21 protein-coding genes and 1 rRNA gene are annotated in these 25,686 nt (G+C 48.0%); 13 read left to right on the top strand and 9 right to left on the bottom strand.

What is annotated here, in order from left to right; all coding sequences use genetic code 11:
• Positions 1-17: 17 nt before the first annotated feature.
• The 3 genes from AC1DYT_RS15425 to AC1DYT_RS15415 all read right to left on the bottom strand — a co-directional run bounded on the left by AC1DYT_RS15425 (position 18) and on the right by AC1DYT_RS15415 (position 1,830).
• Positions 18-800, bottom strand: coding sequence for an alpha/beta hydrolase (locus tag AC1DYT_RS15425; protein WP_477470474.1), 783 nt, complete (start codon positions 798-800; stop codon positions 18-20).
• A gap of 367 nt (positions 801-1,167) precedes the next feature.
• Entirely contained in the window at positions 1,168-1,449 is a 282-nt protein-coding gene (locus AC1DYT_RS15420) for a hypothetical protein (protein ID WP_477470473.1), read from the bottom strand.
• Between the two features lie 87 nt (positions 1,450-1,536).
• On the bottom strand, positions 1,537-1,830 hold the full coding sequence (locus AC1DYT_RS15415) for a hypothetical protein (protein ID WP_477470472.1): 294 nt from the start codon (positions 1,828-1,830) through the stop codon (positions 1,537-1,539).
• Positions 1,831-2,406: 576 nt separating this feature from the next.
• Here AC1DYT_RS15415 and AC1DYT_RS15410 point away from each other — a divergent pair.
• Positions 2,407-3,777: an alginate export family protein gene (locus AC1DYT_RS15410; RefSeq protein ID WP_477470471.1), complete on the top strand. Its 1,371-nt coding sequence runs from the start codon at positions 2,407-2,409 to the stop codon at positions 3,775-3,777.
• A 152-nt stretch (positions 3,778-3,929) separates the two neighbouring features.
• Here AC1DYT_RS15410 and AC1DYT_RS15405 read toward each other — a convergent pair whose 3' ends face one another.
• Positions 3,930-5,882, bottom strand: a complete 1,953-nt coding sequence (locus tag AC1DYT_RS15405; protein ID WP_477470470.1) for a sigma 54-interacting transcriptional regulator — start codon at positions 5,880-5,882, stop codon at positions 3,930-3,932.
• Between the two features lie 6 nt (positions 5,883-5,888).
• Positions 5,889-8,138: a tetratricopeptide repeat-containing sensor histidine kinase gene (locus AC1DYT_RS15400; RefSeq protein ID WP_477470469.1), complete on the bottom strand. Its 2,250-nt coding sequence runs from the start codon at positions 8,136-8,138 to the stop codon at positions 5,889-5,891.
• A 310-nt stretch (positions 8,139-8,448) separates the two neighbouring features.
• Here AC1DYT_RS15400 and AC1DYT_RS15395 point away from each other — a divergent pair, with 310 nt between their 5' ends.
• From AC1DYT_RS15395 to AC1DYT_RS15375, 5 genes are read left to right on the top strand one after another with little or no spacing between them, the layout of a single operon-like run.
• Positions 8,449-8,916, top strand: a complete 468-nt coding sequence (locus tag AC1DYT_RS15395; protein ID WP_477470468.1) for a (2Fe-2S)-binding protein — start codon at positions 8,449-8,451, stop codon at positions 8,914-8,916.
• Positions 8,913-9,521, top strand: coding sequence for a c-type cytochrome (locus tag AC1DYT_RS15390; RefSeq protein WP_477470467.1), 609 nt, complete (start codon positions 8,913-8,915; stop codon positions 9,519-9,521). The genes AC1DYT_RS15395 and AC1DYT_RS15390 overlap by 4 nt, the downstream gene beginning before the upstream one ends.
• A 24-nt stretch (positions 9,522-9,545) precedes the next feature.
• On the top strand, positions 9,546-11,702 hold the full coding sequence (locus AC1DYT_RS15385; RefSeq protein WP_477470466.1) for a xanthine dehydrogenase family protein molybdopterin-binding subunit: 2,157 nt from the start codon (positions 9,546-9,548) through the stop codon (positions 11,700-11,702).
• 38 nt (positions 11,703-11,740) lie between these two features.
• Complete coding sequence (locus AC1DYT_RS15380) at positions 11,741-12,847, top strand: XdhC family protein (RefSeq protein ID WP_477470465.1); 1,107 nt, start codon at positions 11,741-11,743, stop codon at positions 12,845-12,847.
• Positions 12,848-13,417 carry a nucleotidyltransferase family protein gene (locus AC1DYT_RS15375; RefSeq protein WP_477470464.1) on the top strand — a complete coding sequence of 190 codons (570 nt, stop codon included), beginning with the start codon at positions 12,848-12,850 and terminating at the stop codon, positions 13,415-13,417.
• Between the two features lie 108 nt (positions 13,418-13,525).
• On the opposite strand, the gene AC1DYT_RS15370 is transcribed toward AC1DYT_RS15375, so the two are convergent.
• Both AC1DYT_RS15370 and AC1DYT_RS15365 read right to left on the bottom strand, forming a co-directional pair.
• Positions 13,526-14,284, bottom strand: a complete 759-nt coding sequence (locus AC1DYT_RS15370; RefSeq protein WP_477470463.1) for a ThuA domain-containing protein — start codon at positions 14,282-14,284, stop codon at positions 13,526-13,528.
• A gap of 33 nt (positions 14,285-14,317) precedes the next feature.
• Positions 14,318-16,165, bottom strand: coding sequence for a glycoside hydrolase family 9 protein (locus AC1DYT_RS15365; RefSeq protein ID WP_477470462.1), 1,848 nt, complete (start codon positions 16,163-16,165; stop codon positions 14,318-14,320).
• 17 nt (positions 16,166-16,182) lie between these two features.
• On the opposite strand from AC1DYT_RS15365, the gene AC1DYT_RS15360 reads away from it, so the two are divergent.
• The 3 genes from AC1DYT_RS15360 to AC1DYT_RS15350 all read left to right on the top strand — a co-directional run bounded on the left by AC1DYT_RS15360 (position 16,183) and on the right by AC1DYT_RS15350 (position 19,182).
• Positions 16,183-16,542, top strand: a complete 360-nt coding sequence (locus AC1DYT_RS15360; protein WP_477470461.1) for a hypothetical protein — start codon at positions 16,183-16,185, stop codon at positions 16,540-16,542.
• Positions 16,543-16,573: 31 nt separating this feature from the next.
• A complete protein-coding gene (locus AC1DYT_RS15355; protein WP_477470460.1) occupies positions 16,574-17,752 on the top strand; it encodes a DUF5009 domain-containing protein in 1,179 nt (392 codons plus the stop codon).
• A 326-nt stretch (positions 17,753-18,078) separates the two neighbouring features.
• Positions 18,079-19,182, top strand: coding sequence for a PAS domain-containing sensor histidine kinase (locus AC1DYT_RS15350; RefSeq protein ID WP_477470459.1), 1,104 nt, complete (start codon positions 18,079-18,081; stop codon positions 19,180-19,182).
• 42 nt (positions 19,183-19,224) lie between these two features.
• On the opposite strand, the gene AC1DYT_RS15345 is transcribed toward AC1DYT_RS15350, so the two are convergent.
• Positions 19,225-20,097: an AraC family transcriptional regulator gene (locus AC1DYT_RS15345; RefSeq protein WP_477470458.1), complete on the bottom strand. Its 873-nt coding sequence runs from the start codon at positions 20,095-20,097 to the stop codon at positions 19,225-19,227.
• Positions 20,098-20,235: 138 nt separating this feature from the next.
• On the opposite strand from AC1DYT_RS15345, the gene fucP reads away from it, so the two are divergent.
• Genes fucP through AC1DYT_RS15325 form a run of 4 tightly spaced genes read left to right on the top strand, consistent with a single transcriptional unit; the run spans position 20,236 to position 25,195 of the window.
• Positions 20,236-21,513 carry an L-fucose:H+ symporter permease gene (gene fucP / locus AC1DYT_RS15340; RefSeq protein ID WP_477470457.1) on the top strand — a complete coding sequence of 426 codons (1,278 nt, stop codon included), beginning with the start codon at positions 20,236-20,238 and terminating at the stop codon, positions 21,511-21,513.
• A 46-nt stretch (positions 21,514-21,559) separates the two neighbouring features.
• Positions 21,560-23,077, top strand: a complete 1,518-nt coding sequence (locus AC1DYT_RS15335) for an alpha-L-fucosidase (protein ID WP_477470456.1) — start codon at positions 21,560-21,562, stop codon at positions 23,075-23,077.
• A 5-nt stretch (positions 23,078-23,082) separates the two neighbouring features.
• The gene (locus AC1DYT_RS15330) at positions 23,083-24,123 is read left to right on the top strand and encodes an aldo/keto reductase (RefSeq protein WP_477470455.1); all 1,041 of its coding nucleotides are present in this window, start codon (positions 23,083-23,085) and stop codon (positions 24,121-24,123) included.
• Between the two features lie 55 nt (positions 24,124-24,178).
• Positions 24,179-25,195, top strand: a complete 1,017-nt coding sequence (locus AC1DYT_RS15325) for a zinc-binding alcohol dehydrogenase family protein (protein WP_477470454.1) — start codon at positions 24,179-24,181, stop codon at positions 25,193-25,195.
• Between the two features lie 347 nt (positions 25,196-25,542).
• Here AC1DYT_RS15325 and rrf read toward each other — a convergent pair.
• Positions 25,543-25,654 (bottom strand): 5S ribosomal RNA (gene rrf / locus AC1DYT_RS15320).
• Positions 25,655-25,686 lie beyond the last annotated feature (32 nt).

The raw sequence follows: 25,686 nt of genomic DNA, 5'->3' as shown, positions 1-25,686 counted from the left end.
GTTTGTGAGATATGATGTTAAAGTTTAGCAAGCCAGCTTAGCGCGTACCCGGCAACTTCTTCCCAACCGGGCTGGCCAAGCACGAAGTGGTTACGGCCGACAAACTCCTTATAGGCCGTTACCGAACCGGGGTGGCTATATTTTTTGTAGTTGCTGTAATTAAGCGGTGCAGGGATAAAGCGGTCGGCACTACCGGAGAGAAATAACAAGGGTGCATGCGGTTTGGTAAAGTCAATTTTTGCCGCATCAGTAGTGGCATCCCTTACCACCAGTTTAGATTCGGGCACGGCCAGCATGTAGTAAGCATCTTTTTGCTCGTCGTAAGGCATGCCATTGGTAAAGGCATATTGCCACTGCGCAAACGTCATCATATAGCTTTTGCGGGCATCGGTAAAAAAGCCCAAGGCCGGCCACCCGGCTTTGTAAAACGAAAATTTAAAGGTGAAGATGCCCTGCGGTTGCAATGAATGGATGGCAACGCCAGCGACAGCCAAACCTTTTTGTAAAAGCAATTGGGTTATCAGCCCGCCCATAGAATGGCCGATAAGTATTGGTTTTCCCGGCAATTCCCTTACTATCGCTTCATAATAAGCAGCAAGGCCGGCTAAACGCTGGCTGGCGATTTCGGCATCGGGATGCCTTTGGCGAAGGGTGCAGGCAGGCGCATCTTTATGCGGCCAGGCTGGGGCAAGCGTATTGTAGCCCTGCTGTTCGAAATAGGTTTTCCATTCATTCCAGCAATCGCTGCTTACGAAAGCGCCGGTAATAAAAACAATGGTTGTAGTGGTAGTAGTTTCCATATGATTGTTAGCCGTATTAATTGTTTAGGCACGGTTCAGCATTGGCAAGCCTTGGGCCACTAAATCAATGCGCTAAAAATCAAATAGTTGTATTTTTCACGGGCAAGTACTACTGCTATATATCGTAATTGGCAACGATATTCGGTAAAGAGCAAGGGGGATTTAATGGACGGACTACGATGGGGCTTAGGTTACCATCGACAAGAATTAGACAGCGTTTAATAAGCCGGGACGAGGGCATCTTTAAATGCAGGAACAGGTGGGCGCAGTGCAAAAAAAGCCGCAGCTTAAATGATAGCTGCGGCACAATGATATATGGCTGAAAGACTGGCAATGAGCGTGTGCCGAAGGCGGATGCGCGCGCATTTTAATCTGGCCATTCCATAGTTTCGGCCAGTATGCCGGCAAATTCGTGTATAAAAACCGCGCAGAACGCCATCGTTTTATTAGCTAAAGGTCCCTGGGATGTTTCGGCGTAAAGCGATTGGAATTTGGACAATACGGCGTGCCTGTCGGCAGTTTGCATGCCCAGCCATATACTATAGGCAAGCCTAACCTGCGGGAATGCTTCCGTTTGTACGCTGCTACCTAACAAAGCATGGCTTTGGTAGCTATCTGCCGATAGATAGCGGCTTATTTCTCCCTGCATAAATATCGCAGTTAAACAGCTTTCTAAATGTTGGCGTAATTGGGCAGATTGCGGTTTGGGGAATAAGGGGACGTTTTGCATCTCAGCTTAATTTATAGTTTCGCAGCTTAAGGGCAATATGCCGTTGGTAATCAATAAACCACGGTACCCAACCTGGGTATCTATGGTGTGCAGGTATTGGTAAGTGCACGTGAGTAGGTCGTAGTCACAGTCGACAAGTTTTATGCGCAGATCGGTCACCGCAAAGCTTTCGCCGCTTTGCAGGCACCGGACTCTTTCTTTACCGATAGCCTGAAAATCATCGGTATAACCTTTCTGGTGCAGGTTGATTACCCATTTGGTTAGCGTTAGGTTCAGTTTTTTTAAGGGTTGCCTTTTCATGGTGCGTTGTGCTTGTTGTTGGTTTACGCACCATACCAAACCCTGTTCCAATCATTTAAACATCTATCCATCAGTTGTTTATAAATTATGTCAGTTTTGAAATACGCGCCATTTCGCAATTTCGCTATCGTGGCAACGATATTTAGTGAGTAAAACGATAGTCCGGGCTTGAGTATCAGCGATGTGGACAGGTCCGCGTCGTAAGTCGACTCATCTCCCGCCCCTTCTCTGCTGCATAAAGAGGGGGAGATATTGGGGTTATGCTTTTCTTCTGTTCTTCGCCCTCTTTGCGGAGCAGAGAGGGCCGACGGGCGGAGCCTCGTCGGGGTGAGTAAACTCGCCGCGCGATAAGAAACAGATTCGAAGATTCAAGTACTCCCACCCCTCCGTCCCTTTCACCATGATACCCAACGTAAGCCCCCAACGTAATATCGTTGTATTATCCCCCAAACACCGAAATTCAGCCACGTAAGCCATCTTGATTAATTTCAAGTAATTGATATACAATATATTGACCGAACGGCACAGCTATTGGCAATACAGGGAAAACTATGTTTGGCCCTACAATCACCATCTATGAAAACCCTTGCTATCTCCCTCGCATTATTTACATCCTGCGCCTGTATGGCTCAGGACGTACCGTTTAAACAATTAAGGTACGATGAAGACTACGCCGCATTGGCAAAGGATACCACCGCCAATTGGTACCAAAAGCTAAAATTCAATCCCCTATCGGGCGACAAGAAAACCTACATCAGCTTCGGCGGCGAGGTGCGTTACCAGTATTTCCACTTTACCAATCAGGATTGGGGCGAAGCACCCGTAGATAAAGATGGCTTCGTGCTAACCCGCTACCTGGCGCATGCAGATTTCCATGCGGGCAAGCATCTCAGGGCTTTCGTACAGTTGCAAAGCAGCCTGGCCGGCGGCGAACCTGAGACCCCGTCGCCGGTTGATCAAAACATTCTGGATCTCCATCAGTTTTTTGTTGATTATGCCGGAACCGTCGGCAATGGCCAAAGCCTTATCCTGCGCCTGGGCAGGCAGGAGTTCTCCTACGGCTCGCAACGGCTAGTCGCTGTTCGCGAAGCACCCAATAACCGCCAGGCTTTCGATGCGGCTAAGCTGATGTATGGCAGCAAAAAGCTTAAGCTGGATGTATTCTATTCACGCTACGTACAAGCCCGGCCCAATATATTTGATGATGCCTTTAATAATAGCGTGCAGTTTTGGGGCGCATATGCGGTGATTACCAAAGTGCCGGTATTACAAAATCTTGACGTTTATTACCTGGGTATCAAAAAGAAGTCCGTTGCATTCGATGATGGCAAGGGCATGGAAAGACGGCATTCTATTGGCGCACGCGTGTGGCAAACCGCACCCGACTGGCAATATGACCTGGAAGGCGTTTACCAGTTTGGGCATTTTGCAGGCGGCGAAATCTCGGCCTGGACGCTCTCCTCGAACATATCCTATGTGTTCAATACAGCAGCGGTTAAACCCAAAATTGGCCTCAAAACCGAAGTCATCAGCGGCGATAAAGCCCATGGCGATGGCCGGTTGAATACCTTTAATCCACTGTTCCCCAAAGGGGCTTATTTTGGTCTGGCCGCGCTGATAGGCCCTTATAACCTGGTTGACGCGCACCCTTATATAGAACTTGCCCTCAGCAAGAAGCTGACGCTCTCCGGAGATTACGATATGTTTTGGCGGCTGAACAAAAACGATGGCTTATACGCCGTAAACGGCAGGCTCATCTATCCGGGCAATGCCGGTGCGTCAACAAAGATAGGCCAACAGCTGGGTACCGAGCTGGCTTACACGCCCAATAAGTATCTGTACTTTCGGCAGGAAGTCACCTGGTTCAGTGCCGGGGATTTTTTAAAGCAAGCCGGGCCCGGCAAAAATATATTGATGTTCGGGAGTACGGTTACGCTAAAATTTTAGTGGCATCGCATTAAAAAACCGTTCGAAATAAATTTGGCTCTGTGTCCTCTGTGTTACTCCCTTTGTGCTCTTTGTGGTAAAATTTTCAACCACAAAGAGCACGAAGATTTTGCACAAAGTTCACAAAGCTTTGTTGTTCAATCGTGATCCTCTCAGGCACCAAAATCCTTACGGATGCCCAGCTTCTTCATTTTAGAATTCAGCGTGGTTGGCGGTATATTCAATAAACTGGCAGCGCCGCCTTCGCCCCATATTTTGCCGTTGCATTTTTTTAGCGCGGCCAGTATATGGGCGCGTTCCCCCTCGCTCATGGTAGTAACTTTTTCTGCAGTTGGTACCGCCATTGCTGCGGGCTGCTCCAGTTGGGTAGGCAGTACCATGTTGTTGATGGTATCGTCGCGGGTAAGCAGCACGTTGCGCTCTATCAGGTTCTCCAACTCGCGTATGTTGCCGGGCCAATGGTAGCGTTTCATGTTATCCAGCACCTGCGGCGCAATGCCCCGCACGTTTTTTCCGGTTTTTCGGGCATAGATATGGAGGAAGTGCATGGCCAGGTCGGTAATATCCTCTTTACGATCTCGCAAGGGCGGCATCATTATCGGGAACACGTTGATGCGGTAAAACAAATCGAGCCTGAAACGGCCCTCGGCCACCTCCTTATCTAAATTGCGGTTAGTAGCGGCTATGATGCGCACATCGGTTTTGATGGTTACACGCCCGCCTATGCGTTCTATCTCCTTCTCCTGCAAAACCCGCAACAGTTTCGATTGCGATTCCAGCGGCAGCTCCCCTATCTCATCTAAAAATATGGTGCCCGTGTGCGCTTGCTCAAAGCGGCCTATCTTTTTTTCTATCGCCCCGGTGAATGCGCCCTTTTCATGCCCGAATAATTCCGAATCGATAAGCGAGGTGGGCAGGGCCGCGCAATTTATCCGGATGAAGGGCTTATCCTTTCGTAAAGATAAGGAGTGGATGCGTTCGGCTATTTTCTCTTTGCCGGTACCGCTTTCGCCCAGTATAAGCACCGAGGAATCTGATTTGGATACCTGTATCACGTGATCGAACACGGTGAGCAGCAAGTGGCTGCTGCCGATGATACCGCTAAAAGGGTTCTGCGGTTCTGCTGCTGCAACCTGCCTTTTAACGGCAAAATTGCTCAGCCTATTTACCAATGGGCTGCCTGCCGTTTGCGCCATACTCTCCATAAAGTTGGCCAGCAAAGGCTGCAGCCGGTTGCATTGCACCAGGTGATCGGCCTGGTAAGCATCCGGCCGGCGACTATAAAAATTGAAATAGCAAACCTTGCCTCCGGCTAACGGCACTGGCCAGGACAGGTGCGACCTGAGGTTGTAGGTATCGGCAAATAATTTTTTTAACGATGGCGTTTTCAGCAATGCCTGTAGTTCTGGCTCGTCGTACCATGTGGCAATCAGCCCAGCCGGGTCGTTCGCCTTAAGCTTGCCTAGCTCGTGCTGCTTGCGGTTGGTAATCACCATCAATTCGGGGCACCCGATTAACTGGTATTCATCGAAACCTATCCGCGAGAAACCTAATTCGTAAAAATTCTCTATTTCTTCCTGCATCATGCCCATCGATAAAAACTCGAAAGGGATATATGGCTGCAGGGTTTTGGCTATTTGCAATACTTTAAGCTCCCAACTTTGGGCCGAAGTCAAAATCTCTGCGGCCTTTTTTTGCAGCGAGGCGTTCTGCCGCAGGCCGTTCTCCACGTGGTTTTCGTAGCGATAAACGGCTATGTCTATGGCTATCAGCACGTCTTTCTCGCGGAATGGCTTCACCACGAAACCGTAAGGGTTGGTAACTTTGGCTGCCTCCAGCACCTTTTGGTTGGAGTTGGCCGAAATAAAAATGAAAGGGATGTCGCGGTCGGCAAGTATGTGCGCCAGGTCGATACCTGTTTGCTTGCCCTTCAGGAAAATATCCAGCAGCACGAAGCCCGGCTGCGTTTCTTCTATAATTTCCAGCGCTTCTTTCACGCTATCGGCAACGCCGCACACCTGATAGCCCGCCGTTTTAAGGATGTTGCTCAGTACATCGGCAATGATAAATTCGTCCTCAACAATAAGGATTTTCTTCTTGTTCATGGCTTACTAAGTTAACGTTATTTGTGCTTCTGTTCTGCCTCTTACGAATATTTCGGTGCGGAAGCATACGGTTATCATGCAACCCTGCTCGTTGGCAATATCCAAAGTGCCGCCCAATTGCTTACTGAGCCCTTTCATCAGGTTTACGCCTAATGATCCGCTTTTTGCCGGGTCGAAGCCGGTAGGCAAGCCGGGCCCGTTATCGCCGATGATGAGTTCCACTTCGCAGTCGCTGCCTTCCACCATCGAAATATAGATAATGCCCGAAGCATCCCTTGGGTAGGCATATTTTATGGCATTGGTTATGGCTTCGTTCAATATCAGGCCAAGTGGCACGGCTTGCGCCACATCTAAGTAAAGGTCGTCTATCTGCTTTTCGAAAAAGATACGGCTATCCAGCCCGCAGCTATCTTTCAGGTAACTCACCAGTTCATCTATATACTCCGGCATAAAAATCAGGTCGAGGTTGTCCGACTGGTAAAGCTTTTGGTGGATAAGGGCTATAGAACGCATGCGGTTCTCGCTGTTTTGGATGGCCTCCAGCGCGTAGTTGTTATCGATATATGCCGATTGCTGCTGCAGCAGGCCCATCACTATCTGCAGGTTGTTTTTTACGCGATGGTGTATCTCTTTCAGCAGCCATTCTTTTTCGGTGACCAGGAGGTTAAGCTCGGCGTTCTTTTTACTGATGGCTGTGCTGTTTTTTTTGTTGATGCGGTAGCTGTAGAATAATAGCCCGGTTATGATGAACAGCGCGGCGGCGGCCAGCAGCGTAATGTTGCGTATATTATCGGCCTCGCGCACTTTGTTATGCTGCAGCAGGCTGTCTTTCTTAAGCGATACCAGTTGCTTTTCTTTCTTCTCTGTTTCGAAGCGCACCTGTAACTCTTGCATCTGCTTATCTATGGTTGCCTTCAACAAAGAATCTTTCAGCAGGGCGTAATGCTGGTATTGCTGCAATGCCGAAAGATAATTGCGCCGCGCCGAATCGATGCGGTAGCCAAAGATGTAGATGCCCTGGCTAACCCTTACTTTAAGCGGTGCCTTACTTATGGCTGTTTTGTACTGGGGCAGTAATGCCGCAGCATCGTCATACTTGCCGTTAGCCATCAAATACTTTAGTATAGATTGCAATGCTTTGGCTGTCGTATTGGCGTTTGCGCCGACAATCCCATAGGTATTAAGCAGCCTGAGGTAGTAAGGCTTTGCCCGGGCAAATTGCTTAAGCCTGGTATAAGCGTTTAAATAAATTACGTCGTAAACAACGCGTTCCGTCGGGCTTATAACGGGGGATTTTTTTTCGCCTTCCCTTAGCACTGCAATTGCCTCTAATGGCTGGTCCAGCCCGTTAAGGCTGTTTGCCAGGTTGTATGCTAAAGCCACGGCAACCGCGTCGTGGTATTTGTTAGCCACCGCCAGCGCTTTGGCGAAGTAGTATTTAGCCGGGGCATACTGGCCGGTTGCGAAATATACCATGCCCGTATGGTTATAAACGGCGCAAATATCCATGGTGGTATCGCCCAGCATCTCGGCTGTTTTTACGGCCAGCAGTTGGTACTTCAAGGCATCCTGCAACCTGTCCAGATAAAGATAGTCAGTGCCAAGCAGGTCGTACGTATTTTGTACGCCGGTTTCGCCGCCCAGTTTATAATGGGCCAGGGCCCGGTTTAGGCAATCTATAGACCGGGGATAATCATCTATCTGCAGATAAAAATCGCCCAGGTTACTTAAGGTAGCTGCAGCCCTAAGATGCGCCCCCGCCTTTTCGAACATCGGCAAGGCCTTGAGGTAATATCCAATCATTACCTTATAATCACGGCTGCCGGTGGCCAGGTAAAATTCTTCCATATTGAGGTAGGCTTCGGCAGCGTCGCGATATAAATTATTGGTCACGAAAATGGCTACCGCCTTTTTAATTAGCGCATCGCACTGCACGAAATCTTTTTTCTTGCACCAGGCTTGGGCCATTGCCTGGTAGCTCAATCCAATGCCTTCGGTGTAGGATAGCCCGGCCGAAAGCGTATAGGCCCTGGTGGCCGTTGCCAGCGCACTATCCTGTTGGATTGGTTTGTCAACAGCTCTGCCCGCGTAATACCGGCTCATGCCGATCAATATGCTTACGCGGCCCGTATCGGCTTTGCTTTGGGCCAGTTGCTTCTGTAGCTTGTAAATATCCTTAGGGATAGCAGGTTGGGCATATGCGCATACTGTTAGCAACAGGTACGATAGTATAGCAATGACGGGGTTTTTGAGCATTATCCTTAGTTTGATCGTGATGAGGATTACGAGGCAGTCGACTTGAAACGCCGAAGCCACACTACGCCATCCACAAACCCTGCCACAGTCAAGCCTTGTGCCCGATGGCTGGACAATAGCCCCTAAATGATGAGTTAGTGCATCGTTTGTTACTCAAGGCTTGCCGATAGAGGGTATCACCACAACGAGGCAACGATATATCGTTGCCGGCAACTACGAAATGTCGTTGCCTCGCGCCAAAAAAAACAAAATGCTTGTAGATGTTTTATCAAAATAATTAGGCTAAATTTACTTTATCCAATTATCGCTTATGAATATAACTGTAAACGGGCAAAAACGGGAGGTAAACGCCGACCCCAACATGCCATTGCTATGGGTCATCCGTGACATCCTGGGCCTAACCGGCACTAAATTCGGCTGCGGCGCGGCACAATGCGGTGCCTGCACCGTGCATTTAAATGGCGAGGCTGTACGATCTTGCGTAACCAAGGTAAACAGGGCCGCCGGGCAGGAGATAGTCACCATAGAGGGCCTATCCGCTTCCAACAACCATCCCCTGCAGCTAGCCTGGAACGAACTAAGCGTACCACAGTGCGGCTACTGCCAGTCGGGCCAAATTATGTCGGCTGCGGTGCTGCTGCGCCAGAACCCTCACCCTACAGATCAGGACATAGACGATGCCATGGCCGGCAATATCTGCCGTTGCGGCACTTATCAACGCGTTAGGGCGGCTATCCACAAAGCAGCAGAAATGCCTATGGAGGGAGCCAAACTATGAAAAAGCTGGGCATTATAAGCTGCATAGCCATCATCGTTGCCGCTATTACGCTTTCATTCAGGCCGCAACCGGTAAAAGAAATCATCTATAAAGCGCCTGCTAAAGACAGCGTGGGCTCGGTAAAGGCTTTCATGGCCGTTTACAAAGTGCTGATGAGCGCCCGCTGCATGAACTGCCACCCGGCAGGCAACGCGCCCCTGCAGGGCGACGATAGCCATATCCACACCATGAACGTAACACGAGGCACTGATGGGAAAGGCGTTTACGCCGCTCGTTGCAGCAATTGCCACCAGGCCGAGAATACCGCCGGCCTGCATATGCCTCCTGGCAATCCTAAATGGGGTTTGCCGCCGGCCAATATGCGTATGGTTTTCCAGGGCCGCACGCCGCGCCAGTTGGCTTTGCAATTATTAGATACCAAACAGAATGGCGGGCGCAGCAAAGCGCAGCTGATAGACCATATGGCCAACGACGATTTGGTTGGCTGGGCCTGGCGCCCCGGCGATGGCCGTACGCTGCCGCCTTTAAGCCGGGCAGCATTTGCGGCGCAGGTGCGCCAATGGATAGCTAAGGGCGCCTATGCCCCATCGGCTAAAGCAAAATAAATATCAAACTCAAACTTAGCCATAATGGAAACTAAAGGAGTATCGAGAAGAGATTTTATACGGGCATCGGGCCTGGCAGGCACCGCGCTTTGCTTAGGCTTTTACTTCCCGGCCAATGCAAAAAGGGCACAGTTGGTTTCGGCAGGCACAGCAGAGGCCACAGGCTTCGAGTTCAATGCCTGGATGCATATAGGTACGGATGGTAAGGTTACCTTAACGGATCATCGTGCCGAAATGGGCCAGGGATCCTACCAATCGGTTCCGCAGATTATAGCCGAAGAGCTGGAGGTAGACCTTAAAGATATCGAAGTGGTATTCGCCAAAGGCGACCCCAACAAATACGGCAGCCAGATTACCGGCGGCAGCTCTACCATACGGGGATCTTACAAACGCCTGCTTACGTTAGGTGCCACCGCGCGCCAAATGCTTATTATGGCAGCCGCCGCCAAATGGAATGCCCCCGTTACTGATTGCTATGCACAATCGGGCCAGGTTATTCACCGGCCAACCGGCAAAAAATTGAATTACGGCGAACTGGTTGCAGATGCTTCTAAACTTACGCCGCCAAAGGATGTACCACTTAAACCGATGGCTGATTACAAGCTGATACGCAAGCCCCTCAAAAAGCTGGATACGCCGATGAAAACAAATGGCGAAGCTATTTTCGGCCTGGATAAAAGGCTTCCGGGCATGCTTTTCGCCAGCGTAGAGCGCAATCCCAGGCTGCGCGGCAAGCTCATTAGCTTCGATGATACCGCGGCCCGTAAAGTACCCGGCGTAAAACAGGTATTCAAGATACAGATGTTGGTTTTCAACACCACGCGGGATGGCGTAGCAGTGTTGGCCGATTCTACCTGGGCGGCCATGCAAGGGCGCAAAGCTTTGAAAGTGATATGGGACGAGACCGGCTTCGAGCACATCAATACTGCCGATATTTACAAAAACCACCAGGAACTGCTCAAGACAAAAGAGGGCCTTTCCTTCAAAAAACAGGGCAACCCCGATGCGGTACTGGCTAAACCGGGTAAAAAATTAGACGTGATTTATCAAACGCCCTATCAGGCGCACGCAGCCATGGAGCCTCTTAACTGCATTGCGCATTACCAAAGCGATAAGATAGAGATTTGGGGACCCATACAAGCACCGGATTGGGTACAAGGCGATATCAGCGATAAATTCAAGATGCCCAAAGAGAAGGTAGAGGTAAATATGACCTTCCTCGGCGGCGGTTTCGGTCGCAAGGCCTTCCTCGATTATACGCAGGAAGCCGTGGCCATCTCGAAACAAGCAGGCGTACCTGTGCAGGTAGTTTGGACCCGCGAAGACGACATTAAACAAGGCCCATACCGTGCAGGCATATCCTACAGGGGCCAGGGTGCAATAACGAACGGTGCGATTACTGCGCTCAAGTTCAAGATGGCCGGCCAGAATATCGACCACTGGAACGGACCCGGGCGCAGCAAACCCAACGGTAGCACTACCGAAGGTTTCCTGAAACCTTATTTCGATAGCATCAAAGACATCAGTTTTGCCGATGTGCCTTACGAAATGCCGCTGCCCAATATGTGGTGGCGATCGGTATATGCCTCTACCAACGGCTTCGCATACGAAAGTTTCATCAACGAGATGGCCCTGCTAGCCGGAAAAGACCAGCTTAGCTTCCGCAGAGAATATCTTAAGGATGCCCGCTGCCAACGTCTGATAGACCGTATGGAAGAAGTATCCGGCTGGAAAGCGCGGAAAAAGAACGAGGGCTATGGCGTAGCCATTACCGAATGCTTTGAAACTACGGTGGGCCAGGTAGTGAAGGTATCGCGCAATGCGGCTGGCAAAATAAAGATTGACAAAGTGTGGGCGGTGATGGACTGCGGCTGGTACGTAAACCCGGATATCATCAGGGCGCAGGTAGAAGGCTCGGTGGTAATGGCATTAGGCGCAGCTACCATACACGAAATTACTTTCAAAAACGGCCTTGTAGAACAAAATAACTTTTTCGATTACCTGATGCCCCGCATCACCGATATGCCGCCGGTAGAGGTACATATTATGGAGAACACGGCAGATGCAGGCGGCGTAGGCGAACCGGGCCTCCCCCCCTTCGCCCCTGCCCTTACTGATGCCATCTTTGACCTTACGGGCAAACGCATCCGTAAACTGCCGTTTAACATGAACGTCGTATAAAGCAAAAAACCGGATAGCCTGCGGGCCATAGGTTAAACATGAAAGAAATCAACGACATCGTGGCGGCGTATGACGACGCCGTAAAACTTGGAATTAAAACCGCGCTGGCTACCGTGGTACTGGTAGAAGGTTCGGCCTATCGCCGCGCGGGTGCCAGGATGCTGATTACTGAAGACGGGCAACTGACCGGCGCCATAAGCGGCGGCTGCCTGGAAGGCGATGCCCTGCGCAAAGCCCGCATGGTAATTATGCAGCAACAACCCTTGCTTGTTACTTACGATACTATGGACGATGACGATGCCAAACTGGGCGTTGGCCTTGGCTGCAACGGCATCATCCACATCCTGATAGAGCCTATCAGGCATGAACACTCTAACCCGATTACCTTACTGAAAGCCGTAATAGCCTCGCGCGGCCATGCTGTGCTGGTTACGCTGTTTTCCCTCCAAAATCGAAAGGCCGCCCAACCCGGCTCGTGCCTGTGTCTTACAGCGCAGGGCATCATACGCAACGGGGCAACAACGCCTTATGATAGCCTTTTGCTTGGCTATGCAATGGAGGCATTGGACGGCCAACGCTCGGCGGTGAAGGATTATGAGGAATATACCGCATTCGTAGAATGCGTAAAGCCGTCGGTTTCGCTGGTAATTATTGGTGCGGGGAACGATGCCATACCCCTTACCCAGATGGCTGCAGTGCTGGGTTGGGACGTTACGGTTGTGGATGGACGGCCGAATTACGCTACTGCCGAACGCTTTCCGCGCGTGGGCAAAATACTGATTGCAAAAGCCGATGAAGTACTAGGCAAGCTGGAAGTAAGCGCGCAAACAGCATTTGTGCTGATGACGCATAACTATAATTACGAAATAGCATTCCTGAAAACGCTTTTGCCGATGCAGCCACCCTACATAGGCATTTTAGGCCCCCGGAAAAAACTGGAACGCATGCTGGACGAATTGGAAACCAACGGCACCGAAATAAGCGCGGGCAATATGGAAGCCATATACGGTCCGGTAGGATTGGATATCGGTTCTGAAACGGCCGAAGAAATCGCTTTAGCTATCCTTGCCGAAATAAAGGCTGTATCCGCTCAACGCAACGGCAGATCATTGAAGTATAAAACAACCATTATCCACAGCCTGTAAATGACAGCGGCAATTATCCTTGCGGCCGGCGCATCAAGCAGGCTGGGCCAACCCAAGCAGAACCTGTTGCACAATGGCCAAACCCTGCTGCAATATACAGTCGAGTGCGCGCAGCAATCTAACTGCGAGCAAATAGTGGTAGTGCTCGGCGCAAATACCGACCAAATAAAGCCGATTGACGGAACCACGACGCTTTATAATAACCATTGGCAGGAGGGCATGGCCTCCTCTATCCGGCTTGCGATTGCCCAGGTAAATAAAGATACGTCCATAGAAAATGCAATCATCTTATTATGCGACCAGCCTTTCATAAGCCCCGGATTGCTGGACAGCCTGATTGATAAACATACCGAAACCGGCATGCCCATTATTGCCTGCACCTACGGCGATACTACGGGCCCTCCGGCATTGTTCCACCACTCCTTATTTTCAAAGCTCCTTTTGCTACAAGGCCACGATGGCGCAAAAAAAATACTCCTGACCCATCCAGATGAAACTGCCCTTGTGCCCTTCGAAAAGGGAAGCATTGATATAGATACGATTGACGATTACGAGAATCTGATAAAGTAGAATCCGGAAATCTATTTGAATTGTGAGTTCCGATGGTGTAGGGTTGCTAACGGAAGCAAGAGGCAAATGGGGGTTAATCTATTAAACACGGTGACAAAAATTTAGGGGTTAATTTTTATTAGCGGCCCAGAAAATAGCGTTGCTGAAAAGTTTCTTGTAATTCGCATCGTCGAACAATACCGGCGAGTGGCCCATAAAAATGTAAACGTTGCGGGCTTTGTAGGCGGGATTGGTCCACACCACGGGGTGGTCGCCCATTTTTACCTCGCCGTTTGGTACGTAGCTGCTTTCATCAACTGATGCCAGCACGTGTACATTTGGCCTTGGGCTTTTATCGTAGGTGTACCACTCTTCTTTTTGTACCCAGAATGAAGACGGGATGCCCTTCATTACGGGGTGAACTTTATCCTCCACGTTCACTTGCCCTTTTGCAAAGGCAGGGATATAGTTTTTAAACTTTATCTGCCCCATAAACTGATAGAACCATGGCCACAGCGGGTAACCATCAAACTCGCCCAGCAGCGTGGCATGGTGGAAACCTATCCAGCCTCCCCTGCCCTCGTTGATATACTGCTCAAAGGCCTTCACGGCTTTATCTTTCCAGGCATACGGCGGGAAATCCAGTTGGATAAACAACTGGTATTTGCTTAAAAAGGCACTATCGATATTATCGGTATTCTGTATATAGTCTACCGTAAAGTTGCTGTCAGCGGCAAGTTTATCCAGCCATGGCTTTGCTGCCTTGGAGTATTCGAGGTGGTGCCCGCCATTTTCGTACAGGGCTATAACTTTAAAGCGCGGCGTTTTTTGCGCGTTACACGCAAACGCGAAAAGGCAGAACAGGCTTATGACGACTGATTTTTTCATAGAGGTTTTATAATAGTCATTGGTGTTCGATAGTTATGGTGTGGCTACGGCTAAAAGGTACCAGGCGGCATGCGGCAACCACTGCTCTGCCCAGCGCCAGTCCGAATCTTTGCCCGATACTGCGTAGGGAATATTAAAATCGATATCGTGTTCATCCTCAAAACCTGATGTAATGCCATTGACGATACCACCCGGTGCATTAGTGTACTCGAACGTGCCGAAAAAACCATAGGCAGGATTATTGTGGCCGGTGCCCTGCAGCATACTTGCATCGAATGGATTAAGCCCAAGTATCCAGTTCAGTTGGTCGAGTGCGAAGCTTTGCAGCTGGTCGTGAAATGGCTTGTCATCCTTAAATAATTGTGCGGCCATTTTTGCGGCTGTGGCGATTGAACCCAATCGGGCATTCTCGCCCTGCCACCAGGGCGATGCATCGCTGCCATGTGGAAAAAAGAATGTGCTGCGGCGGTTACCCAGGGTATCCTGCACCAACTGCCGACTGTATCCAAAAGGATTGTTTACCTCGTGCGTAATACCCAGTTCAAATTGCAAGGATGCCTTTACGGCGGCCTTTATTTTTTGCTGCATCGCTTCGCTTGCAAGCGGATAGAATTCCAACAGGCTCACCACAGGCATCCCGGCATCAGATGGGTGGAAATACGGCCTGTCCCTATCATCGGCGCGCCAGTAATTTTTGTATTGAGCCCATGCTGCAAGCCTGGCAATGAGGTTATCGGCACGTTGCGTTGCCGCTGTTTGATAAATATCTTTATGAGTAACTTTATATAATTCGGTAGCTGCAATCAAGGCGCAATAATCGTCGAGGATATTTTCCTTGCCATCGTAATCAATCGTAGCGTTTTGTTTTTCGAGGAATGCGAAGGCATTTTCTGCGGCCTTTAAATAATCGGCATTGCTAAACTCGCCCGATGTAGGATAAGCAGATGCCAAAGCCAGCGAGGCAATGGCCAAGCCACCGCCTGAACGATAACTTGCCAAATAGCTTCGCAGGCTCTTTTGTTCAATAGTTTTGGTGAACGACTGGCTCTTGTTCACCTTGATGCGATAACTACCTTCATCTGGCTGTACTACCCTGTCTTTCGGCAATTTGCCCGGCCCCGGCGCACCAACCGAGCGATAGAACGAGCCATCTTTCACCTGTAGCCGCACCAGGTAATCGGCACCGTACATGGCCTCATCCAAAATACGGCGATTGAATTGGCGATAATCTGTACCCGTGCGGGCACTTAATAACTCGTAGGTTTTGAACAGGCTCCAGTCGGTAAGCGATATCTGCTGCGGATTGAAATAAACCGAGAACGAGAGGTGCGAAAGATGCTTGCCATAATCGCCCGTGGCATCGTACCAGCCGCCGTGGACATCGATAGTATCTTTTCCTTTACCCGACAAGGTCAACGTACGGTCGGCCTTATCCAACAAGCCAGAACTGCGTTGCCCTTTAAAATAATAGACTACTTCTGATATGGTTTTCTGCTCCAGCAGGTTTTTACCAATGGCGAACGGGAAGGAGCTCACCGTTTTTTGCGGCAGGGTAACCACAAGTTTATAATTGCCAATTGTGTTAAAGCTGCTGAAATCGACAGTATAGAACTGCCAGTGTTTCCATTTATCTACCGGGCCACTGTAAGCCGCTTTGCCGGTAAAAACCACCTTGCCGCTTTCTGCATCTATTAATTTAACGCTGCTCACTACAATTTTGCTTTCAGCAACCAATACGGCGTGCTTAGGTTTGTCAAATTCGTAACCCACGTGGTTGGTAACAATTTTCACCTGTTGCGCAATCGCACAAACAGGCAGCGCCAATAGTATCCATAACGTACCTTTTTTTAATAACGAAGCATATTTACTTTTTCTCATCATATATAACAAGTGTTAGCGTGGTATGGCTATTAGTTTACAATCCAAAGCTAAAAGATTTAACGCCGCCCCCAATAATTTTGTACCATTACAACAACACTACCTATAATAAATACTTAGATTTATCAACCAATTTCCTGGCGACCAGCATCAAGAGCGGCAAAACCATCTCCCTGCATATGGATGGAGCCGATGACTTGAGCGCAGCAGTGGCCATGGATATTTTTTTTGGATACCTTAAAGCAGTTATAAGAGATAATGAAGTTACCATCACCAAAAACGAACAGGAATTTGATAACACTGTGGCCTGGCGCATTATTGCCCAGATGCTGAAGAAAAGCAACTCTGATTACGCCAAAGAACGCTGTTACAACTGGTAATAACAAACGAGCCTATACCCTGATAATCAATATGTCGCAATTACCAAAACGCCTTTTATCCATTGATGTGCTGCGCGCCGTCACCATGTTTTTAATGATATTCGTTAACGATGTTGGCGGCGTAAAAAACATCCCCGAATGGATAGATCATGCCAAAGCCAGCGAAGATGCATTGGGCTTCGCCGATATTATATTCCCGGCCTTCTTGGTCATAGTAGGGTTGTCGCTGCCTTTCGCCATCAAAAACCGCATCAAAAAAGGCGATAATGCCCGCCAGGTATTCGTCTACATACTCACCCGTAGCGCGGCATTGCTGATTTTGGGGTTCTTTCACGTCAACCTCGAATCGTATGACGAAGCTACAGCACCGATAGTACAAGCCGCCTGGGCACTTATGATTACGGTAGCCTTCTTTTTAATATGGCTGGATTACCCTAAGAATTCTTCAAAAATCTTTAAAAATCTAATGATTTCTGCCGGTATTGTTTTGTTGCTGATAATGGCCATTATCTACAAAGGCTGCGACGACGATGAAATTGCGCATGGCATGCGCCCGGGCTGGTGGGGCATATTGGGCATCATTGGCTGGGCCTACCTGGTTTGCGCCATATTATACTACCTGTTAAAAGGGAAGCTGGCGTACCTTATTACCTGCTGGGTGGCGTTTGTGGCCCTCAACATCGTTTGCCATAGCATCATGCCCAAAGGCAAGGTTTGGCTCGTCGGCGATGGCGCATCGGTTGCGCTGGTGATGACGGGTATCGTTATTTCCGGCACATACACCCGTTTGGTAGAACTGGGGAAAACGCAATTACTATGGGTCACTTTCAGTGCAATCGGTGTATTGCTGCTGGTAGCGTGTTTTGTTATCAGGTCCTATGCGCAGGGCATATCCAAAATACATGCTACGCCGGCCTGGGTATTCATCTGCGCCGGTATCACCATACTGGTTTTCGAGCTGCTGATTTACCTGGTTGATATGCGCGGCAACAAGAACCTTTTCAGTTGGATACGCCCGGCAGGTACCAGTACGCTCACCTGCTACCTCATGCCCTACTTCCAGGTGTTTTTATTGAAACTGTTCCTGATAAAATATCCACTGTTTATCAATACCGGCGCGGTGGGTATCCTGCGGTCGCTGGCGACATCCTTTATACTGATACTGCTGGTGGGCCTGATGGAAAAGAAAAACCTCCGCCTGAAAATTTAACCTGATTAACCCCGATTGATATAAACGAATTAAAACATCAAATATCCTTAAAACCAAAATTACCCGACGAATACCCGAACGAGGCGATTACAGATTAAGTTAATGGCTACAGCTTGTTTTCATTAAAGGTCGGTTGTTGCTATTTTAATAAATCAAAAATCGCCCGCGTATTTCATTGAGCCCTGGTGCAAATTAGAAGCAATCACTCGAATCGTTGTGAGGGAAGCGTTGAAACGAAAGATTGCCTTAATAATATAACCACTATTTCTTCTGCACCTAATCACTTTAAAATACCGTATTTTTGGCCTGATTTGGATATGAGCAGTATGATGAATGAACTTTCTGAGAACAAACCGGCAACTGATCCTGACAAGCCATTTTTGACCCTTGATGTTGCGCAAATGGCACTCGATTCCGCCAACGTCGGAATTTGGATAATGGATGCTGTAACCAATAAATTCCTTCCCTCTAACCGTACCAAGGTTTTATTCGGCTGCTCGCCGGAAGAAGAAATGTCGTTCGATGATGCCTTGTTAAATGTGGTAGAAAAGCATCGCCGAAGCGTTCGGGCAGCAGTAGACAATGCCATTAAACTACATACCAATCTATACCTGGAATGTCCGGTTATCTTGCCTTCCGAGAAAAAAACTCATTGGTTGAGTATTACCGGCGGTTTCAGTACATCCGATATTAACAACACCTATTTCTCTGGTATTGTAATCGACATTACCGAACAAAAGCAAAACGATTTGCGGCGTAGCAAATTTATCGGCATCGTTAGCCATGAACTTAAAACCCCGCTGACTGCTTTAAAAGCCTATGTGCAAATGCTAAATAACTGGGCGAAGAAACAAAAGGATAGTTTTTCAATTGGTGCGCTTTCAAAAGTGGAAAAACAGGTGAGGAAAATGCTCAATATGATTAACAGCCTCCTCAACTTATCCGGTGCCGAAGCAGGGAAGATCCACCTCACGAAACAAACGTTCAGCTTGAATGAATTGCTTAGCGAAGTGATGGAGGAGACGCTTTTCATCACTGCTACCCACCCGATTATTATGGCACCTTTCGAAACAGTCCTGATTGAAGCCGACCGTTCTAAAATAGAACAGGTACTCGTTAATTTGCTGAGCAATGCCGCTAAATACTCAAACACCGGCATGCCAATTGAAATAGGCTGCGACCTGGACGAAAGTAAAGTTACGATTAGCATACGTGACCAGGGCATGGGCATATCTCCGGAAAATATTGAAAAACTTTTTCTCCCTCATTATCGGGTAGAAAGTAAGGAAACAGAAAAAATAGATGGTTTTGGCATTGGGCTTTACCTGTGCTCTGAAATCATTAATCGCCATAAGGGCAAAATTTGGGTGGATAGTGAAATAGGAAAAGGCAGCACGTTTAATTTCACCTTGCCAATCCAAAAATCTTAAGCCGTCTATTTAAGACTTCGCTACAGCGCTTTCTCCACTCGCTTAACAATTCACATCAAATTGCTGAGCGTATAACAGCGGCGTTTTCCCGGTTGTCTCTTTAAAAATCTTATGAAAACAGGAAAAATTCCGATAGCCGCATTCGTAGCATATTTGTTTCACCGACAACTTATTCTCGAGCAATAATTTGCAGGCATACCCAATTCGGATGTCTGTCAAAAAGTCGAAATAGCTTTTGCCGGTATAATGTTTAAAATACCTGCAAAACGAATTCGAGGTCATCCCGGCAATTTCGGCAACCTCGGCTAACAGGATTTTACGCTGAAAATTCTTGAGTGTGTAGTTATAAATGGCATTGATCCGCTTATTTTCAGATTCAGGGAACTCATACTTGTAACCGATGGATGAAAGTTCGGTAACCTGACTTGATGAGGCCATAAAGCACAAGCATTCGATAAGAGCGATTATTTTATACAAACCATCCTTTTGGTGAACTTTTTCAATTAGCGCGGCGGCTTGTTCCGAATCGGTACCGCTGATAACCACCCCGCGGCGCGCTCTTTCCAGGAAATTTTTTACTGGCCTGGCTTCGGGCAAATGCAGGAATCGCTCTCCTATAAAATTTTCAAAAAAATGGATAACGGTAGAATACGGTTCTTCAACGCCGGGTTCGTTTAAGTCATAATTTTCAAATTTCCAAAAGTGAGGCAAATTACTGCCCACCAGCACAATATCCCCCGGCCCAAATTGTTTGATGTTATCGCCAATGAACTGTGTGCCCTGCCCCTTGTGGAAATAGATCAGTTCAACTTCCGTATGATAATGCCACCTGTTGTTGATATTAGGCTTCATTTCCTTTCGCACGCCAAAAGAATGGTCAGGCTCATAAGGCACCTTAAGTAGTTGTGGTTTCATTTCAATAAATATTCCTAAAAATAGCAATTAGAATGAATAGAAGATAAAATACCTTAATAACCGGATAATTTTTTTTCTCCATAGATCTTTAAACGCGCTTTCTTTGGACAACCAATTGTAACATCATTCCTGGATTTTATGACACAGAAAGCGCAAAGCACCTTGTTCCCGGTAATTCTAATAACTTCGTTATTTTTTTTGTGGGGTTTTGCCCATAATCTCGACCCTATACTCATACCGCATTTAAAACGGTCGTTTACACTTTCAACCGTACAGGCCACACTGGTAGATTCTGCCGTATTCATCGCTTATTTTATTATGGCGTTGCCCGCCGGCTATATCATGAAAAAGTTTGGCTATAAAACCGGTATTATAACCGGCCTGCTGTTTTTTGCTTTGGGCTGCTTTCTTTTTATCCCGGCGGCCAACACGCAGGAATATGCCCCGTTTTTAGGTGCGTTATTTGTTATTGCCTGCGGCTTAACCATACTGGAGACTGCCGCCAATCCTTATATCACCGTTCTGGGCGACCCGAAAAACGCTACCTTCCGATTAAATTTTGCGCAGTCGTTTAATGGGCTCGCTGCTACGCTTGCCCCTATTATTGGTGCGCGACTTATTCTAAACAAAGGCAATACGCCCGCCCAATTAGATGCAATGGGCGCAAGTGCACGTAAAATAGCGCTTGCAGCCGAAGCATCAACCGTAAAAATGCCTTATTTGGTTTTAGGTGCCATCCTGGTGCTTATTGCTATTGTCTTTTCGTTCACTAAACTCCCTAAAATCCAAAATAACGACGGGCCTGCCGCGAGTAAAAATATCCTCCATGCACTTAAACACAGGCATTTATCGTGGGGAGTAGCCGCGCAATTTTTTTATGTAGGCGCGCAGGTATCAGTATTTAGCCTTTTTATTTTATACGCAACACGCGCCGCAAAATTATCGGATATAGAAGCGGCCGATTACCTTGGCATATGCGGTGGCGCGTTCCTTGCCGGGCGATTTGTGGGCACGGCGCTAATGAAGTTTTTTAAATCAGAAAACTTGCTCGCCATCTACGCCATCATCAATATCGCGCTTTGTTTGGTAGCCGTTTTTGCTCATGGCATTATCACGGTTTACACCGTAATCGGTATTTGCTTTTTCATGTCTATTATGTTCCCTACCATATTTGCGCTGGGCATTAAAGATCTGAAAAGCGATACTGAATTCGGCAGCAGCCTCATTATTATGTCAATCGTAGGCGGAGCGATCATCCCCCGCATATTCGGCTACGTTAGTGATGCTACAGGCAATATCCAGGAGGCCTATTATGTGCCACTGGTATGTTTCATCGTAATTGCACTGTTTGGCCTAAGGGGGCATCGCGTGAGCAAGCTCACACCAACCGAATTACCCGTTTCCTCGATTCTTTAATACCTCCATTTAAATTGATCTTAATTAAAAATCAAGCCAATAAACTATGAGAAAAAAACTAACATTAACCTGCTTAACCGTAACGGCACTGGCAATGAGCGTATCGGTTGTTTGCGCCCAGGAACTGCCAATAAATAGTGGGCCTTTTAAACCTACGGATGCGTCATTAAAAGAATATAAATACCCGGAGTGGTTTAGGGATGCCAAATTCGGCATCTGGGCACACTGGGGGCCACAGGCTGTTCCGCGCCAGGGCGATTGGTACGCCCGCAATATGTACGTGGAGAACAGCAGACAAAACAAATATCATGTAGCACATTACGGCAGCCCTTCAAAATTCGGGTACAAGGATATTATCCCATTATGGAGAGCCGAAAAATGGAACCCCGAAAAACTAATGGCGCTTTACAAACGGGCGGGCGCAAAATATTTTGTGAGCATGGCCAGCCATCACGATAATTTCTTTTTATGGAATTCAAAAATCCATAAATGGAACGCTGTTAATATGGGGCCGCATAAAGATGTAGTGGGCCTTTGGCAAAAAGCCGCAAAAAAACAGGGCCTTAGGTTTGGCGTATCAGAACATTTGGCGGCCAGCTATACCTGGTACCAGCCTGCACACGGTGCCGACACCGCCGGGCAATATAAAGGGATACCTTATGATGGCGCAGACCCGCAATACGCCGATCTTTACCAAACCAAGGCCGCAGCCGGCGATAACGCATGGCTAACTACCAACCCTGAATACATGAAACAATGGTATGCAGAAATTAAAGAACTGGTGGACACCTATCACCCCGACCTGCTGTATTCTGATAGTAAATTACCTTTTGATGTGGTGGGCCGCAGCATGCTGGCAAATTATTACAATGGGGATATTGACCACAACGGCGGCAAACTAACGGCAGTTTACAATTGTAAAGAAGCATCTGACGGAAAATGGGCGCAGGATGTAGAGCGCGGAGTGCTCGATTCTATAAGCACCTACCCATGGCAAACGGACACCTCTATAGGCGACTGGTTTTACCAAACCGGGCAAAAATACCGTACAGGTACAGAAGTAATACAAATGCTACTGGATATCGTAAGCAAGAACGGAAACCTGCTGATAAACGTTGTGCAAACACCCGAAGGCGACCTGGAGCCCGATGTACTGGCTATTGTAGAGCAGATTGCAGACTGGATACCGGCGAACGGCGAAGGCATTTATGGTACCCGCCCCTGGAAAATTTACGGCGAGGGCCCTTCAACCGTCAAAACAAACCAGAAAAAAGGCCAGTTTGGCGGCTTAAGCGATGTTAATGCTTATCAGCCAACCGATATCCGCTTTACCACCAAAGGCAACAACTTATATGCGTTCTGCATGGATACTCCTACGGGAGACATCCGAATTACCTCGCTTGGGAAAAATTCAAAAGTAAATGATAAGACCATTAAGTCGGTAAAGCTATTAGGCAATACGCAAAAACTGCAATGGAAACAGGAAGATGATGCGCTCGTTATTACAAAACCAGCCAATATGCCCGCCTGGACCGTACTGGGCTTAAAAATAGAACTAAATTAAAGAGAATGACAGGCATTAACCTACCTGAGGTAATTTTTGGCACCAGCGGCCTGGGTAATTTATATGTTGCCTTGCCGGATAGCGTTAAACTTGCTATCGTAAAAGAATGCATTGCTTCCTCTGCAAAGCCGGTTGTTTTTGACACCGCCGGAAAATATGGGGCCGGCCTTTCGCTTGAATGCATCGGAAATTGCCTGAAACAAACAGGTGTTGCACCCGAAGACGTGCTCATCAGCAATAAACTGGGCTGGTTGCGCACTGAGTTAACAACCGAAGAACCAACTTTTGAACCCGGCGTTTGGAAAGGGCTTCAATACGATGCCGTACAAAGCATCAGCTACGACGGGATATTGCAATGTTACGAACAAGGCAACCACCTCTTAAACGGGTATAAAGCTTCGCTTGTATCTGTGCATGATCCTGATGAGTACCTGCTGGCCGCAGATAGTGACGGCGACCGTGACAAACGTTACCGGGATATACTGGAGGCTTACCACGCACTGGCGGATTTAAAGCAAAAAGGCGAAGTAAAAGCGATAGGCGTTGGCGCAAAAGATTGGAAAATTATTCAAAGAATAACAAAAGACGTAAAGCTGGACTGGGTGATGATTGCTAACAGTATGACCATCCACAGCCATCCGCCAGAACTGATACGCTTTATGAAAGAGCTGGAAGCCAGGGGTATAATCATCATTAATTCCGCTGTTTTTAACGCGGGGTTTTTAACCGGCGGCGGGTTTTATAATTACCGGCCGGTAGACCCGCAGGCTGATGAGGGTAAAGGGTTGATTGCCTGGCGGGATAGTTTTGACACCATTTGCCGTGAGTTTGGCGTTATGCCTGCTGTTGCCTGTGTGCAGTTTGCTTTGAGTGCTCCTGGAGTTACCAGTGTTGCATTAAACACTACTAATCCGGCGCGGGTTAAACAAAATGTGGCCATGGCCACTTCGATTATCCCTGTCGAGTTTTGGCAAAAACTAAGCGCCGATGGTCTAATAACTGCTGATTACCTGCCCTTCATCATCAATAGGGTTTATCAACAGTAACATTCACCGGATACTCAAAAATTGGAATTATGAATAAATCATTTAAACAGAATAAATGAAAATATTAACGTGTATTAAGCCCGGGCATTTGGAATACGGCGTTGCGGCTTTACCGGAATTGTTACCAGGCAATGCCTTGCTAAAAATTAAACGGGTAGGCATTTGCGGTACCGACCTGCACGCCTTTGAGGGTACGCAACCCTACTTTAGCTACCCGCGTATTTTGGGCCACGAGTTAGCAGGCGAATTGATAGATACAGGCGGAGCGGAAGGTTTCGAAAAAGGCGAAGCAGTTACCTTTATCCCTTACTACAACTGCGGGCACTGCATTGCCTGCCGTTCGCAAAAGCCAAACTGTTGTACCAGCATACAGGTTTGCGGTGTGCATACCGATGGCGGCATGGCCGAATATATGCAGGTGCCTACGCGTTTACTTATTAAAGGCGAAGGATTGGGTTTTGATGAGCTGGCGCTGATAGAACCTTTAGCCATCGGGGCTCACGGCGTGCGACGAGCGTGTATAAAACAAGGCGAATATGTACTTGTTGTTGGTGCCGGCCCAATAGGGTTGGGAATTATGGAATTTGCGCGGATGGCCGGTGGCCGCGTAATTGCTGCCGATATGAACGGGCAGCGTTTATCATTTTGCCGTGAAAAGCTAAATGTTGACTTTACCATTAACGTGCAAACAGAAGATATCGCCGGCCGCTTAAACGAAATTACCGGCGGCGATATGCCCACCGTTGTGATAGATGCAACCGGCAGTCAAAAGGCCATTAACAACGGATTTAATTATTTGGCGCATGGCGGGCGATATGTTTTGGTTGGGCTGCAAAAAGGCGATCTTATTGTTAGTCACCCCGAATTTCATAAACGGGAAGCCACGCTGATGAGCAGCCGTAATGCAACCCGCGAAGATTTTGAACAAGTAATACAAGCCATTAAAAACGGCTGGATAAAACCAGAAACCTACATTACCAACCGCGTTGCATTTGATGAAGTGAGCGATAACTTCGAGAGCTGGCTTAACCCGGCAAACGGCGTGATAAAAGCAATGGTAACATTTGAATAGTATTGCTACCGATGATAATATAACTACATCCAACAATAAAAGTGGTGACACGATTTTGACACCATGCGCAAATTTGGAAACTCCTGATTATGAGGGGTATGGTAGTGTTCACGGTGTTCACGCTGCGCAGCGTGAACGCTTTGGGGGGATGGGCAGGCAAAAATAGTCTATAAATAAAGAAACCCCCAAGCTTGCGCAAGGGGGTTTAACTTTAAGATTTGGCACCGACCTACTTATGTCCCGGCTATCCGGGGCTCCCATCCCGTACGTACGGGACAGTACTATCGGCTCCGTCGGGCTATAAATAAAGAAACCCCTTGTATTGCTACAAGAGGTTTAACTTTAAGATTTGGCACCGACCTACTCTCCCACATTTTACTGCAGTACCATCGGCTCTGGCGGGCTTAACTTCTCTGTTCGGAATGGGAAGAGGTGGACACCGCCGATATAGGCACCTGAAGGCTTTTAGATTTGAGATGTTAGATATGAGA

It is taken from the genome of Mucilaginibacter sp. P1_D10, from assembly GCF_056406215.1.
Note: the sequence above shows the minus strand (reverse complement) of the source record. Positions and strands in the feature narration are given on the sequence as shown.